The organism is Micromonospora vinacea (genome assembly GCF_015751785.1).
GTDB classification, from domain to species: Bacteria; Actinomycetota; Actinomycetes; order Mycobacteriales; family Micromonosporaceae; genus Micromonospora; species Micromonospora vinacea.
Map to the genome: position 1 here is coordinate 5,320,837 of NZ_JADOTY010000001.1, position 15,836 is coordinate 5,336,672.

17 protein-coding genes are annotated in these 15,836 nt (G+C 71.9%); 6 read left to right on the top strand and 11 right to left on the bottom strand.

The features are described from left to right. Positions 1-11 precede the first annotated feature (11 nt). Entirely contained in the window at positions 12-2,111 is a 2,100-nt protein-coding gene (locus tag IW249_RS25025; protein WP_196922989.1) for a PQQ-dependent sugar dehydrogenase, read from the bottom strand. Positions 2,112-2,134: 23 nt separating this feature from the next. Further along, the gene (locus IW249_RS25030) at positions 2,135-3,100 is read right to left on the bottom strand and encodes a sugar phosphate isomerase/epimerase family protein (RefSeq protein WP_196922990.1); all 966 of its coding nucleotides are present in this window, start codon (positions 3,098-3,100) and stop codon (positions 2,135-2,137) included. A gap of 801 nt (positions 3,101-3,901) precedes the next feature. Between IW249_RS25030 and IW249_RS25035 the strand changes: the two genes are divergently transcribed. Then, positions 3,902-5,170, top strand: coding sequence for a L,D-transpeptidase (locus IW249_RS25035; RefSeq protein WP_196922991.1), 1,269 nt, complete (start codon positions 3,902-3,904; stop codon positions 5,168-5,170). A 119-nt stretch (positions 5,171-5,289) separates the two neighbouring features. On the opposite strand, the gene IW249_RS25040 is transcribed toward IW249_RS25035, so the two are convergent. After that, a complete protein-coding gene (locus IW249_RS25040; protein WP_196922992.1) occupies positions 5,290-6,306 on the bottom strand; it encodes an SMP-30/gluconolactonase/LRE family protein in 1,017 nt (338 codons plus the stop codon). Between the two features lie 183 nt (positions 6,307-6,489). Between IW249_RS25040 and IW249_RS25045 the strand changes: the two genes are divergently transcribed. Continuing rightward, entirely contained in the window at positions 6,490-6,876 is a 387-nt protein-coding gene (locus IW249_RS25045; RefSeq protein WP_196922993.1) for an STAS domain-containing protein, read from the top strand. A gap of 81 nt (positions 6,877-6,957) precedes the next feature. Here the strand turns inward: IW249_RS25045 and IW249_RS25050 are convergent, their stop codons facing one another. After that, positions 6,958-7,350 carry an FKBP-type peptidyl-prolyl cis-trans isomerase gene (locus tag IW249_RS25050; RefSeq protein ID WP_196922994.1) on the bottom strand — a complete coding sequence of 131 codons (393 nt, stop codon included), beginning with the start codon at positions 7,348-7,350 and terminating at the stop codon, positions 6,958-6,960. A 217-nt stretch (positions 7,351-7,567) separates the two neighbouring features. Next, positions 7,568-8,125 carry a DoxX family membrane protein gene (locus tag IW249_RS25055; RefSeq protein WP_196922995.1) on the bottom strand — a complete coding sequence of 186 codons (558 nt, stop codon included), beginning with the start codon at positions 8,123-8,125 and terminating at the stop codon, positions 7,568-7,570. Between the two features lie 189 nt (positions 8,126-8,314). Between IW249_RS25055 and IW249_RS25060 the strand changes: the two genes are divergently transcribed. Next, positions 8,315-9,004 (top strand): CBS domain-containing protein, encoded by a 690-nt coding sequence (locus IW249_RS25060; protein ID WP_196922996.1) that lies wholly within the window; start codon positions 8,315-8,317, stop codon positions 9,002-9,004. A gap of 166 nt (positions 9,005-9,170) precedes the next feature. Continuing rightward, on the top strand, positions 9,171-10,127 hold the full coding sequence (locus IW249_RS25065; RefSeq protein WP_196922997.1) for a TerC/Alx family metal homeostasis membrane protein: 957 nt from the start codon (positions 9,171-9,173) through the stop codon (positions 10,125-10,127). Positions 10,128-10,188: 61 nt separating this feature from the next. Here the strand turns inward: IW249_RS25065 and IW249_RS25070 are convergent, their stop codons facing one another. Genes IW249_RS25070 through IW249_RS25090 form a run of 5 tightly spaced genes read right to left on the bottom strand, consistent with a single transcriptional unit; the run spans position 10,189 to position 12,620 of the window. Then, positions 10,189-10,914 (bottom strand): helical backbone metal receptor, encoded by a 726-nt coding sequence (locus tag IW249_RS25070; protein WP_196924950.1) that lies wholly within the window; start codon positions 10,912-10,914, stop codon positions 10,189-10,191. Between the two features lie 57 nt (positions 10,915-10,971). Beyond that, positions 10,972-11,532, bottom strand: a complete 561-nt coding sequence (locus IW249_RS25075; RefSeq protein WP_196922998.1) for a hypothetical protein — start codon at positions 11,530-11,532, stop codon at positions 10,972-10,974. Beyond that, on the bottom strand, positions 11,529-12,050 hold the full coding sequence (locus IW249_RS25080; RefSeq protein ID WP_196922999.1) for a DUF6286 domain-containing protein: 522 nt from the start codon (positions 12,048-12,050) through the stop codon (positions 11,529-11,531). Before IW249_RS25080 ends, IW249_RS25075 begins: the two co-directional genes overlap by 4 nt. A gap of 1 nt (position 12,051) precedes the next feature. Further along, positions 12,052-12,432 carry an Asp23/Gls24 family envelope stress response protein gene (locus tag IW249_RS25085; protein ID WP_196923000.1) on the bottom strand — a complete coding sequence of 127 codons (381 nt, stop codon included), beginning with the start codon at positions 12,430-12,432 and terminating at the stop codon, positions 12,052-12,054. After that, positions 12,429-12,620, bottom strand: a complete 192-nt coding sequence (locus tag IW249_RS25090) for a hypothetical protein (RefSeq protein WP_196923001.1) — start codon at positions 12,618-12,620, stop codon at positions 12,429-12,431. Before IW249_RS25090 ends, IW249_RS25085 begins: the two co-directional genes overlap by 4 nt. Positions 12,621-12,784: 164 nt before the next feature. Here IW249_RS25090 and IW249_RS25095 point away from each other — a divergent pair, with 164 nt between their 5' ends. Together IW249_RS25095 and IW249_RS25100 are read left to right on the top strand one after the other, a co-directional pair. Then, positions 12,785-13,660, top strand: coding sequence for a PDDEXK family nuclease (locus IW249_RS25095; protein ID WP_196923002.1), 876 nt, complete (start codon positions 12,785-12,787; stop codon positions 13,658-13,660). Between the two features lie 296 nt (positions 13,661-13,956). Beyond that, on the top strand, positions 13,957-15,231 hold the full coding sequence (locus tag IW249_RS25100) for a hypothetical protein (RefSeq protein ID WP_196923003.1): 1,275 nt from the start codon (positions 13,957-13,959) through the stop codon (positions 15,229-15,231). 128 nt (positions 15,232-15,359) lie between these two features. Here the strand turns inward: IW249_RS25100 and IW249_RS25105 are convergent, their stop codons facing one another. Next, complete coding sequence (locus tag IW249_RS25105) at positions 15,360-15,707, bottom strand: histone-like nucleoid-structuring protein Lsr2 (protein ID WP_088989485.1); 348 nt, start codon at positions 15,705-15,707, stop codon at positions 15,360-15,362. Positions 15,708-15,836: the final 129 nt, after the last annotated feature.

Below are 15,836 nucleotides of genomic sequence, written 5' to 3' on the forward strand. Positions count from 1 at the left end.
GTTTGAGCTGGTCAGCCGGCCAGACCCGCCACCGGGGTCGGGTCCAGCACCACCGTCGCCGAAGCGGACTGCGGCGGTACGCCCGGGTCGGTCGGGGCGTCGGTGTACTCCGCGACGAACACCGCGGTCAGGTTGTCCGCACCGCTGTGCCCACCGTCCAGGAAGGTGGGGATGGTCCCGGAGCAACCCGTCGAGGTGGAGAGCGGGTGCCCGTGCTCATCGTGCCCGAGCACGTAGGTGACCTTCACCCGGGAGCAGTCCACCGGCAGGTCGTCGGTGACCTTCACCTCGTACGCGACCGTCTGCCCGAACTGGAACGGCTGCCCGGCCTCCGGGGTGACGAACTCGACGACCGGTGCGGTCGGCCCGACCACCAGCGGCAGGGTTGCCGAGGCGGACCGGCCGGTGCGGTCGGTCACCTTCAGCGTCGGCGTGTACGAGCCGTTCTCCGGGAACGTCCAGCTCGCGTTCGGAGCGGTGCTGTCCACCGAGCCGTCCGCGTTGAAGTCCCACGCGTAGCTCAGCTTGTCACCGTCCGGGTCGGTCGTGCCGGCGCTGGAGAACGCCACGGTCAGCGGAGCCTGCCCGACGGTCGGGGTGCCACTGATCTTCGGGATCGGCGTCCGGTTGCCCCGGACGAAGTCGATCCGGGACAGCTGCGCGTCCGGGTTCTCGGCGAAGTAGCCGTCGCCGTACTCCAGCACGTAGAGCGCGCCGTCCGGGCCGAACTCCATGTCCATCGGGTTGTCCACCACCAGCGACGGCGCCACCGGACGGATGTCCGTCACGTCGCCGTCCTCGTCGAGGCGGAACTCCTTGATGTAGTCGCGGGACCACTCGTAGAACAGCGGGACCCCGTCGTAGTAGGCCGGCCAGCGAGTGCGCGACGTGCTGGTCCCGTCGTAGTCGTAGGCCGGGCCGCCCATCGGAGAGATGCCGCCGGTGCCCAGCTGCGGGAACTCGGCCGAGGGAGCGGCCGCGTACCAGACCTCCGGCTGCTCGACCGGCGGCAGCACGCGCTTGCCGGTGTTGTGCGGTGAGTCGTTGACAGGGCGCTTGCAGTTGAACTTGGCGCCGGACTCGCCGGTGGCGAAGTCGTAGTCGCGGTAGGCGATCGTCGGCGTCACGCAGTACGGCCAGCCGTAGTTCGCCGGCTTGTCGACGAGCATCCACCGGCCGTGACCGGCCGGGCCGCGCTCCGGGTTCGGGCTGGAGGCGTCCGGCGAGTAGTCGCCCACGTACACGTCGTCGGTACGCCTGTCGACGGCGAACCGGAACGCGTTGCGCAGCCCCATCGCGTAGATCTCCGGGCGGGTCTGCGCCGTGCCCGGCTTGAACAGGTTGCCGGCCGGCACCGTGTAACCACCACCGGCCTTCACCTTGATCCGCAGCAGCTTGCCGCGCAGGTCGTTGGTGTTGGCCGAGGTGCGCTGGGCGTCGTACGCCGGGTGGCGGTCGGCCCGCTCGTCGATCGGGATGTAACCGTCGGAGGCGAACGGGTTGGTGTCGTCACCGGTCGACAGGTACAGGTTGCCCTTGCTGTCGAAGTCGATCTGGCCGCCGACGTGGCAGCAGATACCTCGGTCGGTCGGCACGTCGATGATCTGCTGCTCGCTGGCGAGGTTCAGCTTCGTCCCGTCCAGCTTGAACCGGGACAGCCGCAGCGCGCCCTTGAACCGCTGCCAGTCCGCCTCGGTGCCGGTCTCCGGCGCGTCCCCCTCGTTGACGCCGGGGGTCGCCGGGTCGTCCACCGGAGTGTCCATCGGCGGCGAATAGTAGAGGTACACCCACTTGTTCTGGGCGAAGTTCGGGTCGATGGCGACCCCCTGCAACCCCTCCTCGTCGTGCTCGTACACCGGGATGTCGGCGGCGATGGTGTTCAGCCCGGTGCGCGGGTCGTGGATGCGCACCTCACCGGTGCGGGAGGTGTGCAGCACCCGCAGGTCGGGCAGGACGGCGAGGCTCATCGGCTCGCCCGGGAAGTCGTTCAGTGTCACTTTCTGGAAGCTGCTGTCCGGCGGCGCGGCCGGCGCTGCGGCCGCTGCCGACGGTGGTACGGCCAGACCGGCCGTCACCAGCAGCAGGGCGGACGCGAATGCGGTCCATTTCATCAGGTGAGTCCCCCGGGGTGGTTTCAGTACCGAAGTGAGGCGAGATAGTCGAAGCCGACGCGAGCGGTGTCCAGGGCGTCGGCGGGGGAGCGCGGCGGGGTGCCCGCGTCGTCACGCTCCACGATGTACTCCTCGATGCCGGCCTCCCGCTCGTGGGCGAAGATGCGGCCGAAGTCGATGACGCCGTCGCCGAGGTCGGCGAAGCCACCCTCGACGTCGAGGTCCTTGACGTGCACCTGGCGGATCCGGCCGCGGTTGGCCCGGATCACGTCAACCGGGTCGTGGGCACCCCGCCAGGTCCAGTAGAGGTCGAGCTCGAAGTGGACCAGTCGGGGATCGGTCTGCGAACTGAGGATGTCGAAGCCGGTCGAGCCGCCGGTCAGCGGCACGAACTCGAGCTGGTGGTTGTGGTAGCCGAAGTTCAGCCCCGCGCGTTCGGCGAGCCGACCGGCGCGGTTCAGGTCCCGGGCCAGGGCCCGGTAGACGGCGGGGTCCCGGATCGGCTGACCGCTCGCGTCCCGACCGAAGTACGGGTGGACGATCTTCTTGCAGCCGACCACGTTGGCGTCGGCGAGAGCCTGCTCCCAGGTGGCCGCGTCGAACGGCTGCGGAATGCCCACATGCCCGGAGGTGGACCGCAGCCCGGCCTCGTCGAGCGCGGCCCGGAACTCAGCGGCGGTGCGCCCCACGAAACCGGCGTGCTCCACCCGCCGGTAGCCGATCCGGCGCAGCGCGTCCAGGGTGCCGGGCAGGTCAGCGGCGAGCTGGTCGCGCAGCGTGTAGAGCTGAATGCTGATCCGGTCCACCGGCACGCGACGCCGGCCAGCGGCCTGCCCGGTGGAGGCGGCGGGCGCGGCGGCGGCCGGGCCGGCGAGCAGGCCGGCGGCGCCGACGGCAGCCGCGGAAACGGTCGCGGCGCGCAGCACTCCACGCCGACTGACCGGCTCGGACGCCGGTGTCGGCCCCGGTCGGTTGAGTTGTTGATCCATGGTGGTGGTCCCTTCCTGACGGCTGGTACGCCGTCGGCGGCGGTCGACCTGACTGCCGTCCGCCGGGCGCGCCGAACCGGCCGGAGGCGGGCTCCGGCTGGACGGTGAGGGACGGCGCGCGGGTGCGGCCCGGACCCATCGGGAACGGAACGCGGCGACCCGGCAGAGGTGGCGGCAAGTTGATCGACGAATGGGCAACCCTCTATCTAGATCGAGACCTTACCCTTGCCCCCGGACGAAGGCAAAGCTTCGTCGCGTTCGGCAGAAGTTTCGCTTCAGATGACAAAAGTCTGCCCACGAGGTGCGCCACCGGGCGTGACCTTCTCCTTCCCTTGCCCACCCGCCGCGCGATCCGCCCGGCCTGGTTCGGACTCGCCCGGACCCGCCCGGCCTGGTTCGTCCGTGCCCGCACTCGCCCGGCCGGCCCGCCCTCGCCCGGCCTGTCCACCCAGGCGCATGATCCACTCGGGTTCATGGAAGTCGCGGCGTTAGGGCGACTGGGATACCGCGACTTCCTTGAAGTCGAGTCGATGACCTCCCCACGCGACCGATGTCCTCTGCCCGGTGCGCACCGAGCGCGCCCCCAGATGCCACCACCCGCCATTCGGACAGTCGACGTCGCGTCGCTCAAGCGGAGCAAAGCGCATGACACGGGTCGGTTGAACCCCTGTTCCGCCAATTGGAACATTGTCGGAAAATGCGCCGGTAAATGCGCCACCGATTATTGCCGAATGCCGCGAATAGCCTCCTCAGGCGGGCAAGAATATGGCGGAGGGAAGTCGAAAACGGGGGGACTGAAACATGACGTCTAGGCGGCGATTGACGCTGTTGGCGGTAACCATCGCAGCGGCACCACTCGTCCTGGGTGCGTGTACCGCCGACCGGGGGTCGGCCACCGGCCCGGCCAAGAAACACGCCGCCCCACCGGAACTCGCCGTGACACCGGGGGACAAGGCCCGGGACGTCCCGGTCAGCGCCGAGGTGGGCACCGTGGTCAAGGGCGGGCGGGTCACCGGCGTACGCCTCACCGACGACAAGGGCAAGCAGGTCAACGCCGAGCCGCGCGAGGACGGCTCCGGCTGGGTGCCGAGCGCTCCGCTGCAACCACGACGGACCTACACCGCCGAGGTGACAGCGACCGGTGACTCCGGTGCCACCACCACCCGCACCACCACGTTCACGACGATGGCCAAGTCGACCAAACCGCAGATCACCAGCACCCTCTATTTCAACGGTAATCGGACGTACGGCACGGCGATGCCGGTAACGGTGGCGTTCGACCCGGGAATTCCAAAAGAGGCCAGAGCGGATGTCCAGCGCCGGTTGTTCGTAAAGACCAACCCACCGCAGCCGGGCACCTGGTCCTGGCTTGAGGATGGAAGTCAGGTCTATTACCGGGCACCCGATTTCTGGAAGCCGGGTACCACCATCAGCCTCCGGGCCGGTCTGGAGGGTCTGCCGATCGGAAAGGACCGGGTCGGCGACGCCGAGCGGACCGCGACCTCCAAGATTGGACGACAGGTCTCGCTGGAGATCGACAACGCCACCAAGCAGATGACGGTGCTGCGCGACGGCAAGCAGGTCCGCCGGATCCCGGTCAGCCTGGGTAAGCCGAGCACGCCGAGTTCCAGCGGCAAGATGGTGATCATGGAGAAGCACGAGCGGGTCACCTTCGACACCCGGGGTGAGCCGGACGGCGGTTACGTGGTCGACGTCGACGACGCCCAGCGCTACACCTGGGGCGGCGAGTTCATCCACTCCGCCCCCTGGTCCGAGGGGGACCAGGGCAACACCAACGTCTCGCACGGTTGCGCGAACGTGTCCGCCACGGCCGCCGACTGGTTGATGGGAGTGACGCAGGTCGGTGACCTGGTCACCGTCAAGGGCACCGAGGTGGAGTTGCAGCCGGGCAACGGCTGGACCGCGTGGAACGTGAGCTGGGACGAGTTCGCCCGGGGCAGCGCCCTGCCGGTGCCGCCCGGGCTGAAGCCCGCACCGGTCGCTCCGGCGCACCCGGGCGCGGTGGCCGGCGGATCGCCCGCACCGGCGCCCTCGGTCAGCGGTCGCTGACACACCCCTCACGGCAGGACAGGGCCGGCCCGCCACACGGCGGACCGGCCCTGTCGCCGCACGTCACACCAGGGGTACGCGGGCCGGACCGGCCCTGTCGCCGCCCGTGGCTGCGGCCATCACCCCAGGGGTACGCGGGCCACCCCGGAACCGGTCAGGCTGCCGAGCCAGAGCTGGTCGCCGTGCTGGCGTACCCCGGTGATCATCGAGTAGTGCCCGCTCGGACCGTGCAGCGTCCGGCGGACCGCGCCCGTGCCGTCGACCAGGGCGACCAGCCCGTACCGGCGCGGCTGCGGCTGCATCGCGTCGGGCAGCAGGGCGGCGATCTGGCGCAGCCGAGGATGGGGCAGCAGCCGCTCGGCGATCGGCACCCGGGGGCTGGGCAGCGCGATCCAGTACGTCCCGTCACCCACCGAGGCGAGATTGTCCGGGTACGCGGGCAGGTCGGCGAGGACCCGCACACCGCCGCTCAGTTCGACCCGCAGCAGGCGGTGGGTGCTGGTCTCCACGAGCATCAGCGCCGACTCGTCAGGGGTCAGCGCGATCCCGTTGGGGAAGTACAGCCCGTCGGTCACCACCTCGGTGCGGCCGCTGCCCGGGTGGTGGGCCAGCACCCGACCGTTGGGGCGGTGCTCCAGCAGGTCCCGCTTCCAGTGCGAGACCGGAAACCGGTCGGAGCTGTCGGTGAAGTAGATGGTGCCGTCGCGGCCCACCGTCGCGTTGTTGGCCAGGTGCACCGGGGGTGCCGTTCCGGTCAGTTCGCGTACCGCGCCGTCCGGCGTGACCCGCAGCAACCCGCGGTACGCGTCGCAGACCACCAGGGCCTCGCCGGACGGGTCCAGCTCGATGCCGAGCGGACGGCCCCCGGTCTCGGCCAGCAGCCGGGGTGGGGTGCCGGCCGGCGCATCGACCGGCCACCACCAGAGCCGACCGTCCTCGTCGCCACTGATCACCCGCCCGGCGTCGTCGACCAGCACGTCCTCGGGGCCGACGGCGCCGGCGGGGAGGGGCAGCAACTCGGCCTGGTCGAGCCGGCGGTCGGTGGGGGCCCAGGCCCCGGCGAGCGCCGGAGGGCTGGTCGCCGGCTCGCGGACGGGGCGGATCAGCCGGGGTGGACGGGGCCGGGGGATCAGCATCGGCCTATTCTCCACCCCGCTCTGGGTCGACCCCCGGGTTCCGCGCCCGCGCGGCGCGCCGCCCGGGCCCCCTGACTCCACCCCGAGAGGGAGGTGGAGCGCCTCGGGGTATGCCCCTGGGCGTACCCGGAATCACTCCGCGGAGGGGCGAAAGTGTCGGTGGTGGCGGCTAGATTTCTGGGCATGGAAGAGCACAGCGACCGGCTCGACGTGCAGGTCAGCGTGGGTGACCGGATGGTCCTCGTGCGGGTGGCCGGCGAGGTCGACATCGCCACGGTGGCCGCGTTCCGGTCCGCGCTGTGGTCCGCGCCGGCCCGCCCGGTGCTTCAACTGGACATGTCCGGGCTGCGGCTGCTCTCCGCCGCTGGCGTTCGCACGCTCCTCGCCGCGCATCTGCGCGTGCGGGCCTGCGGTGGCGAGTTGGTGGTGGTCGACCCGAGCCCGGTGGTGGCGCGGGTGCTACGCGTCAGCGGGCTGCACCGCGTGATGCCGATTCTGGAGTTGACCTCGCCGATCGAGGCGGCGCGTCGCCCGGTGGTCGCGACCACCGATCTGCAACTGGCCGCCTGACCCCGGTCGACGGGGTGGGACTCCGCCCTTTGAGCCGAGAGCGGGGCCGCCGGCGTGGGCCGCCGACCCCGACACAATCGGTCAGCTCACGCCGAGCAGGTCGACGACGAAGACCAGCGTCTCGCCCGGCTTGATGACGCCACCGGCGCCCCGGTCGCCGTACCCCAGGTGCGGCGGGATGATCAGGCGGCGGCGACCGCCGACCCGCATGCCGGCGACGCCCTGGTCCCAGCCGGCGATGACCTGACCGCCGCCGAGCGGAAAGTCGAACGCCTCGCCCCGGTTCCAGGACGAGTCGAACTCGCCGCCGGTGGAGTGCGACACGCCGACGTAGTGCACGCTGACCAACTGGCCCGGCTCGGCCTGCGGACCGTCGCCCACGGTGATGTCCTCGATCACGAGGTCGGCCGGCGGTGCGCCCTCGATCGGACCAACCTCGGGCTTGCCCGAACGGGCGCCTGCTGCCTGGGTCATGCGGGGATCTCCTGCCGTGTTGGGTGATGTGTCCGGTCATCGTCGATCCTGCCGGATCACCCCTCACCGATGTGCGGCGGACCCGCAACCTGCTCCGGGGCCCTTCTCCGCCGGTCGTCCCACCGCCCGGGCCCGGTGGCGCTCCGGGCGCGGGCGGGACGACGACGCGGCGGGCGTCACCAGTGCTGGTGACGCCCGCCGAGGGGGTGTGCGGTGTTCACCGGAGCCAGGGCGTCCGCCGCACGATCGGCAGCCTCGCCCACAGCCGGCCGAGGCCCCAGGTGTCGCCGGCGTTGACCAGCGCCAGGACCGCCAGCACCGCCGCGTAGATCAGGTGGTCGTCCATGAAGGGGTTGTTCTCCGGAGGCAGGACGGCGGTCCACATCATGACCAGCAGCAGTCCACCGGCCACGGCGGCGACCCGCATGCCGATGCCGAGCAGCAGCGCGACACCGATCCCGGCCAGGCCGACCATGAAGAGCCAGTCCGCCCAGGCGGCACCGGCGATCCCGGCGTAGAGGTCCTTGAACGGGCCGGTCACGCCGAAGGTCAGGAATCCCTTGGTGGGGCTGCCCCCGTTGATCCAGGCGTTCTTCGACTCGGTGGCCATCCCGAGGCCGAACATCTTGTCGATGAAGGCCCAGAGGAAGATCCAGCCGAGCGCCAGCCGGGTGCCGGCCAGGATGTACCGGACGGCCCGCCGGTGAGTGGTGCCGGCTGTCGGAGCGGTGTTCTCGGCGGTGACCCGCTCGATCGTCGCGGTCATGGTCTCCACGTCCCTTCTCAGCTTCGCACCGCGCTTCCCGGTGGCATCTCCAGTGGACGCCCACGGCGTCCTCGGCGGCAGGGCCGACAGACCGCACCTGGTCGGGACCTTCGCCCCCCTCGGGTCCGGTCCGGCGGCCCTGACGAGCGTCGGCTCTCGGTCGTAGCGTCCGAGATGGACCACGAGAGGGAGGCCGTGATGAGAACCTGGCAGGTGGGTGACGTGATGACCCGGGAGGTCGAGACCGTGGTGGCCGAGACCCCGTACCGGGAGGTCGTCGACGTGCTGTTGCGCCGCGGAGTCAGCGCGGTGCCGGTGATCGACGACTTCCGTCGGGTGCTGGGGGTGGTGTCCGAGGCCGATCTGCTGCACCGGGTCGAGCGCGCCGGTGAGCCGGCACTGCGACGGGTCTTCGAGAGCCGCCGTCGGCGCGGTGCCCGGGGCAAGAGCGCGGCCCTGCTGGCCGGCGACCTGATGACCGCGCCGGCCGTCACCACGGATCCGGAGGCGACGCTGTCCGCGGCTGCCCGGCTGATGGACCGCGAGCAGGTCAAGCGGCTGCCCGTACTGGACGACCTGGGCCGACTGGTTGGCATCGTCAGTCGTGCCGACCTGCTGCGGGTGCACCTGCGGTCGGACGCCGAGATTCGCGAGGACGTGGTGCAGGAGGTGCTTCGCCGGGTGCTCGCCGTGCGGGACGGACTGGTCACGGTCGAGGTCCGCCACGGTGACGTGACCCTGGCCGGCCGGCTGGACCGCCGCTCCGCCGTCGACCTCGCCGGTCGGCTCGCGGGGCAGGTCAGTGGCGTCGTGCGGGTGACCAACGCGATCGCCTACGACGCCGACGACACGGTCTCCGACCCCGGCCAGGTGATGCCGGTCGCCTGAGCGGAAGCTGCGCCCGCCGGAGCCTCAGCCGTTGCCGCTGGGAACCGCCGGATCGCCTCAGTGGGGCCCGACCCGACTTCGGTGGACCGCCCAATGCCGGGTCGGGCGTTCACCTAGGCTCGAAAAGGGCCGGCCGGCCTGGTTGACGGGCGGTGCGCGGTGGTCGATGCGGAGGGCGTCGGTGGCTGAGGCGACGGTCGCGGTCCCACTGTGGGCCTGGGCGGCGGTCGGCGCGGTGATCGCGGTGCTGCTCGCCGTGGACGTGCTCCTGCACCGGGACAACCACGTCATCGAGCTCCGCGAGGCGCTGCTGTGGAGCGCCGTCTGGATCGGTGCGGGCCTGCTGTTCGGGTTTGTCGTCTGGTGGGCCCTCGGTGGTGACCCGGCCATCGCGTACTTCTCCGGCTACCTGCTGGAGAAGGCACTCTCGGTGGACAACGTGTTCGTCTTCGCGCTGCTCTTCGGCTACTTCCAGGTGCCGCCGGGCTACCAGCACAAGGTGCTGTTCTGGGGTGTCGTGGGCGCGCTCGTCTTCCGGCTGCTGTTCATCTTCGCCGGTGCCGAGCTGCTGGACCGGCTCACCTGGGCCGGGTTCGTGCTGGGCGCGTTCCTGATCTGGACCGGTTGGCGGCTGGCCGTCCGCGGGAAGCCGGACGTCGATCCGGAACGCAACGTCGTGGTCCGGCTGTTCCGGCGGTTGGTGCCGACCGACGCCCGGTACCACGGCGACCGGTTCACCGCCCGGGTGGCAGGCCGGCGGGTGGCGACGTTGCTGCTGGTGGCGCTCGTCGCCATCGAGGCCACCGACGTGGTCTTCGCCATCGACTCGGTGGCGGCGATCCTCGCCATCACCACCAACACCTTCCTGGTCTGGACGGCCACCGCGTTCGCCGTCCTGGGGCTGCGCAGCCTCTACTTCTGCCTCGCCGGACTGCTGCGACACTTCGGCTACCTGCGGTACGGGCTCGCGCTGCTGCTGGCCTTCGCCGGGCTGAAGCTGATTCTCGCCGAGACGCCGGTGGGCAAGCTGCCGGTCTGGTTGACCCTGGCCGTGGTGGTGTTGACCCTGGTGGTCTCCATCGGCGCCAGCATCCTGGCCGCCCGCCGCCGCCCCGCCAGCTGAGCCGCCGACCCGTGCTGAGCCGCCGCACCGCGCGCGTCCCGACCTCGGGCGGCGGTCGGGGTCAGCCGACCAGCACCGGCCGGGACAGCTGGTCGGCGAGCAGCGCGGGCGCCTCGGCCAGCGACGGGCCGTACCAGGTGAGGTGCCGTCCGGAGAGCAGGGCGCACGGTACGCCGGGGAACGCCTCCGGCCCGTCGTCGGCGGTGAACAGGTACGGCTCGTCGGGCAGTACCACCAGGTCGGGCTCCCGCTCGCGCAGCTCGGTGAGGGTCGGGCGGGGATAGCGTTCGGGGTGCTCGTCGTAGGTGTTCACCACGCCGAGGCGGCGCAGCACGTCACCGGCGAACGTGTCGCCGCCGAGCACCACCCAGGGTCGTCGCCAGACCGGCACCACCGCGCGGCGGGTCGACGCCAGCCGGGGCGGCGTGGCCCAGGCCCGTCGGGCGGCCCGTAGCCAGGCCGGCTCCGCCGGCGCACCCAGTTCGGTCAGCAGCTCGCCCAGCTCGGTCAACGCGCCGGGAACGGTCCGTGGATAGGTGACCCGCACCGGTACGCCGGCCGCCCGCAGCGCTTCCGCGTCGGCCCGGCGGTTCTCCTCCACGTTCAGCAGCACCAGATCCGGCCGCAGCGCGCGCACCCGCTCCAGATCGGGGTACTTGCTGCCGCCGACCCGGGCCACGTCGAGCCCGACCGGGTGGCTGCACCAGTCGGTGGCACCGACCAGCACACCCGGCAGGGTCAGCGCCACCGCCTCGGTCAGTGACGGCACCAGCGACACCACCCGCAGCACCACGTACCTCCGTTCGCCGCCCGTCCCGATCATCCCCCTCGGGTCGGTGTCGGGTCACAGGTGGCCGGGCTCGATGCGGGCGGTCACGTCCAGGTGTGCGGGCTGGCAGTCGGTCGTCGCCGCGAATCGGCGGACCGCGGCGCGAACGTGCTCGCGTACGCCGGCGGCCGGCGCGTCGGCGGTGAGGTCCACCCGGATCCACACGTCGGGGTGCGGTGGCGGGCCGGTGAGCACCACCCGGGCCCGGCGTACCCCGGGGTTGCCGGTCAGGTCGCGTACCAGCGCGTCGGCGAGCACGTCGGTGGCCAGGCGGGTCCGGCCCGGACGGCGTCCGGGGTGGCTCAGGGTGCCGCGCAGCACGCCGTCCGGGCCCCGCAGCTCCCGGGCCAGCAGGCGTTGCCCGGGCAGTGCGAACAGCGCTCCGGCGGCGGCCGTGGCCAGGGTGCTCCACGGCGCGGCCATCCGCCACCGGTCGACCAGGTCGGCGCTGAGCAGCACCGCCGTCGGGTCAGCGCCGGGCAGCGCGCCGAGGCTGGCCGCCAACGCCGCCCCGCCGCCGGCCACCAGCAGCAGCGCGATGATCGTCCACAACAGTCGGTGCCCGGCGTTTGTCACGCCGGCCGCCGCCGAGGCAACAGCCGCACGTCGATCCGGGCGGGACGGGGTGCGGTCAGGCGGTGCCACTCCTGGTGCACGGCGAACTCGATCTCCGCCCGGGCCGCCGGGTCGCCGGTCGCGCGGACCCGCGGACGCCACTGGCCGCCGCGCCGTCGGACCCGGACCCGGGCACGGCGGACGCCCGGCACGGCGCTGGCGGCATTGGCGAGCCGCCGCTCCACACAGCGCCGGTGCAGGTACCAGCCGTCCCGGTCGTCGGCGCGCAGGCGGACCGGTGTCCAGCGGCGCAACTGGGCCACGAGGATGACCAGGCCCAGCAGGAGCGCTCCGCCGGCCACGGCCTGGACGGTGGGGTCGTCCCACCGGGTGCCGCTCAGCGCGTCGAACCAGCCGGTGGTGTCCAGCGGCGTCGGGCGGTGCGCTGTGAGCAGCAGCGCCTGGACGGCCACCGCCGCTCCGCCAAGAAGCAGAGCGGTGGCCAGCAGCAACGAGGCAACCCGGTTGGCGGCGCGCATCTCAGCCGTCCTCCGGTGCGGCGGCGCCGGCTCCTGGCCCGTCGACGCCGGGGACGAGCAGGTCGTCCACGGTGACGGTCACCACCGCCACGCTGAGCCCGGTCTGGGTGGTCACCCGTTCGGCGACCACCGCCCGGACCGTTTCGGCGATCGTCGGCACGCTGTGCCCGTACCAGGTGATCAGATGCAGGTCGAGTCCGACGGACCGGTCGTCCAGGCGGACCGCCGCCGGGCGGACGACGGACACGCCCGGTACGAGGCTGGCCGCCTGCACCGCGATCTGTGCGACGTCCGCCGCGTCGCCCCCGCGGCGTTCCGCACCGGTCGTCCCGGCGGCCAGCCCGGTGCTGGGGTTCGTCCCGGTGGACGGGCGGGTGGTCATCGGCGTCGCCGAGCGTCGGCGCGGCGGTCGCCGAGACCGGTCACCGCGAGGTCGCCGTCGAGCACCCGGACGACCAGCCAGCCGAGCAGGCCGGCGAGCACGGCGAGGGCGGTCACACCGACGCCGGCGAGCGCCCAGACCGCCACGGCGAGGAACCCGGCGAGGAAGCCGAACTGCTGTCGCGACATGGTCACCTCCGGGCCGATCGGGTGCCGGCGGTGCCTGGATACACCTGGCGGCCATCCCTGGAACGTCGGCGCTGCTGTGATCCCGGTCACACCGCAAGTCGGTGGCCCATGATCGACCACCTAGACTCGGGCTGGCTCGACCGACCGGCGGATGGATCAGGCAGATGACGAGCACCGGGAGTGGCGACCGCGGTTGGCTGCGGGCGTTGCCCGCCGAGGCGGGGCGCGACACGCTGCTGAGCCGCGCCGGCCACCGCGTCCTGTCGGCGCGCCGGCTCACTGATCTGCTCCAGGGCCGCCCACCCGGCGTGACCGGCAGCCAGTGGACCTCGGCCAGCCGCGCCAGCTTCGACTTCGTGGTCTACACCGCCGACGCCGGCCGTCCGGTCGTCGCCGTACAGATCGGCCCGGTGCCGCCCGCCGCCTCGGCGGAGCAGCGGGTGGAGCGACTCACGGACGCGGTCAGCGCCGCCGCCGGTCTGCCCGTGCTGCGGATCGGTTCGCCGACGTTGCGGGCCGCCGAGCACGGCCGCCGCCTGGTCGAGTACGTGATCGACGCGCGCGCCTACGCCGCGGGCGGGGCCACCGCCACCGGGGCAGAACCAGCACTGGTGGGCTTCCGGGACATCCTGGGCCGGCTGCCGGACGGGCGTACCGGGCCGGTCAACGACCTCGGCGCGCTGACCCGCGCGGCGGCGGTCGAGGCGTACGTGGCCGGGGAGGTGGCCGACCCGATCGTGCGAGGGCTGCACGTCCGCTGGGTGGACGGGCCCGCGCAGGGGTGGAGTTGGATGCAGGTACGCCCCGACGCCTGCCTCATCGAGCAGGTGTCGGTGACCGAGCACCGTTTCTCCTGCGGCATCGACGCGGCCCGGCTGGCCGAGGATCTCGCCACCGTCGCCGTGGGGGAGCGACTGCGGGAGAACGCGGTAGCGGATCTGCTGCCGCGCGCCGAGTGGACCGCGCAGATCGCCGCGCTGAGCCAGCGCCGCCACGAACTGGTCGGCGGGTTCGCCTTCGACCACCTCTGCGCCGACTGACCGGCGCCCGTTTCACCTGCTGATCCCTGCTCCGCACCGGCTCCGTGTCGGGTCGCGGCAATTTCCTGTGCGTCTGTTGAACCTTCCCGGCCGCCGCCCCGTACTCCTGCGCGAATGAACAGGATCTCCCCATCCGCGTTCCACCGGGCGCGGGAGACGGTGCGGAAAGGGCATCGTCGGCCATCGACGCATTACCGGGTAGGTCACGGCGGGTCACCGCCGGGGCGTGCCACCTCACATCCGTCGGTCCGCCGAGGGCAGAAATCCACTACCGGATCGAGAAGGAGAGCAATTCGATGCGCAGGTCCACTCGGGCGCGCCGGCCTTCCGGCAACGCGCGGAGCAAGCGTCTGCTGGCAGTTGTCGGCACGCTCGCGGTCTTCGGCGGAGTTGTCGCCGTGACTCAGATTTCGTCGGCCCAGGACCGGCGGACAAATAAGCCACGTCCGGCTTCCGGGCAGTGCGTGGAGCCGAGCCCGGGCGCGACCGCGCCGACCGGTGGCGGTTCGACCAGCCGGACGTGGCAGAACGGTCGGTGGGTGCGTAATCACTGGGGTGACGGACAGCAGTCGGTCCCCGAGTGCGAGGACGGCAAGGACGGCACCGTGGGCACCGGCACGGCCATCGCCTGTCCGGACGTGGCGGCCAAGCTGCCGCAGGTGCCGGACCGGGCGCGGGCCGAGGTGGACCGCAACCTCGCCCAGTTGCAGACCCAGATCGCCGAGGCGGACCGCCGGCTCGCCGCCGAGGGCAACAAGGGTGAGGCGTTCATCCGCAACGCGATCCTCCAGCCGTTGGCCGGCAAGCGCCGCGCCGTGCTGGACCGGATCACGACCGCCATCGACCGGGCCGGACCCCGGCCGCAGGGCCTCGCGCAGCTCGCCGAGTGCCAGGTGCAGCCCACCACCCCCGGTGGCGGCAACAACGGCGGCGGCAGCACGCCCACCACCACCCCCGGTGGCGGCAACAACGGCGGTGGGAACAACGGCGGTGGGAACAACGGTGGTGGCACCGAGCCCGGCGCCGGGCTCGGCGTGCTCGCCAACGACTGCGACGAGAGTCGGCTGCAGCCGCACGACGGTTTCCAGAACGGCAACCGCTGCGTGAGCACCGAGTTCGGTGAGGTCGGCGCGGCGGCCAACAACCCGTCGCTGCTGATCACCCAGTTCCCCGACCAGGTCGGCCAGAACCAGCCCTTCACCCTGCGGGTCAGCACCCGCAACCTGGTCCGGGACCGCTTCCTGGCCGCCGGTCAGGGTGGCTACTACGTGGAGAGCTCGCTGCTCAACGACCAGGGCCTGGTCCGCGGTCACTTCCACACCGCCTGCCGCATGCTGGACAGCCTGACCGCTCCGCCGGAGCCGCAGGAGGTGCCGGCGTTCTTCGTCGCGACCGAGGACGGCCGCGGTGGCGCCCAGCCCGACGAGGTGACGATCCAGATTCCGGGCCTGCCGGAGTCGGGTACCGCCCAGTGCTCCGTCTGGGCCGGTGACGGCTCGCACCGCCTGCCGATGATGGAGCGGGCCAACCAGACCCCCGCCTTCGACTCGGTGCGCATCGACGTCAACTGAGCTGACGTACCAACGGCGGCCGGCCACCCGGGGCGACGACCCGGGGTGGCCGGCCGCCGCTCGCAACAGGTGCCCGGACAGAGGACGGGGCCCCGCCGTTTCCGGTGGGGCCCCGTCGTCGACTCGGGTCAGCGGCTCTTGTACGCCTCGACGACCTCGACCGGGATCCGACCCCGCTCGGAAATCTTGTAGCCGTTCTTGACGGCCCATTCCCGGATGGCCCGGTTCTGCTCCCGATCCATTCCCGCGCCGGCGGGTCGCCCCGGCCGTCGGACCGAACGGGCACTCTCCACCGGACCGCGCCCGATCCGCCGACCCGCATTGATGTACGGATCGAGCGCCTTGCGCAGGACGCCGGCATTCTCGTCGGAGACATCGATCGTGTAGGCCACGCCGTCGAGACTGAACTCAACCGTCCGGTCGGCCTTCCCACCGTCGAGGTCGTCGGTCAGGACCGTGATTACTTTTCTCGCCATTGCCGATTACTCCCTGTGTGCGGCGGGATGTGTCCAAAGTCTGACCTATCACCCCGGTAATCCGCAACAATATGCCTTCCATTCATTCGGCGCGTCGCGATTCCGTTACCCAGCAAAACCGTGAATCGG

Bases quoted from the DNA above. Each gene is read 5' to 3' on its own strand.
- IW249_RS25025 (WP_196922989.1), bottom strand. From the start codon at position 2,111: ATGAAATGGACCGCATTCGCGTCCGCCCTGCTGCTGGTGACGGCCGGT.
- IW249_RS25030 (WP_196922990.1), bottom strand. From the start codon at position 3,100: ATGGATCAACAACTCAACCGACCGGGGCCGACACCGGCGTCCGAGCCG.
- IW249_RS25035 (WP_196922991.1), top strand. From the start codon at position 3,902: ATGACGTCTAGGCGGCGATTGACGCTGTTGGCGGTAACCATCGCAGCG.
- IW249_RS25040 (WP_196922992.1), bottom strand. From the start codon at position 6,306: ATGCTGATCCCCCGGCCCCGTCCACCCCGGCTGATCCGCCCCGTCCGC.
- IW249_RS25045 (WP_196922993.1), top strand. From the start codon at position 6,490: ATGGAAGAGCACAGCGACCGGCTCGACGTGCAGGTCAGCGTGGGTGAC.
- IW249_RS25050 (WP_196922994.1), bottom strand. From the start codon at position 7,350: ATGACCCAGGCAGCAGGCGCCCGTTCGGGCAAGCCCGAGGTTGGTCCG.
- IW249_RS25060 (WP_196922996.1), top strand. From the start codon at position 8,315: ATGAGAACCTGGCAGGTGGGTGACGTGATGACCCGGGAGGTCGAGACC.
- IW249_RS25065 (WP_196922997.1), top strand. From the start codon at position 9,171: ATGCGGAGGGCGTCGGTGGCTGAGGCGACGGTCGCGGTCCCACTGTGG.
- IW249_RS25080 (WP_196922999.1), bottom strand. From the start codon at position 12,050: ATGCGCGCCGCCAACCGGGTTGCCTCGTTGCTGCTGGCCACCGCTCTG.
- IW249_RS25085 (WP_196923000.1), bottom strand. From the start codon at position 12,432: ATGACCACCCGCCCGTCCACCGGGACGAACCCCAGCACCGGGCTGGCC.
- IW249_RS25090 (WP_196923001.1), bottom strand. From the start codon at position 12,620: ATGTCGCGACAGCAGTTCGGCTTCCTCGCCGGGTTCCTCGCCGTGGCG.
- IW249_RS25095 (WP_196923002.1), top strand. From the start codon at position 12,785: ATGACGAGCACCGGGAGTGGCGACCGCGGTTGGCTGCGGGCGTTGCCC.
- IW249_RS25100 (WP_196923003.1), top strand. From the start codon at position 13,957: ATGCGCAGGTCCACTCGGGCGCGCCGGCCTTCCGGCAACGCGCGGAGC.
- IW249_RS25105 (WP_088989485.1), bottom strand. From the start codon at position 15,707: ATGGCGAGAAAAGTAATCACGGTCCTGACCGACGACCTCGACGGTGGG.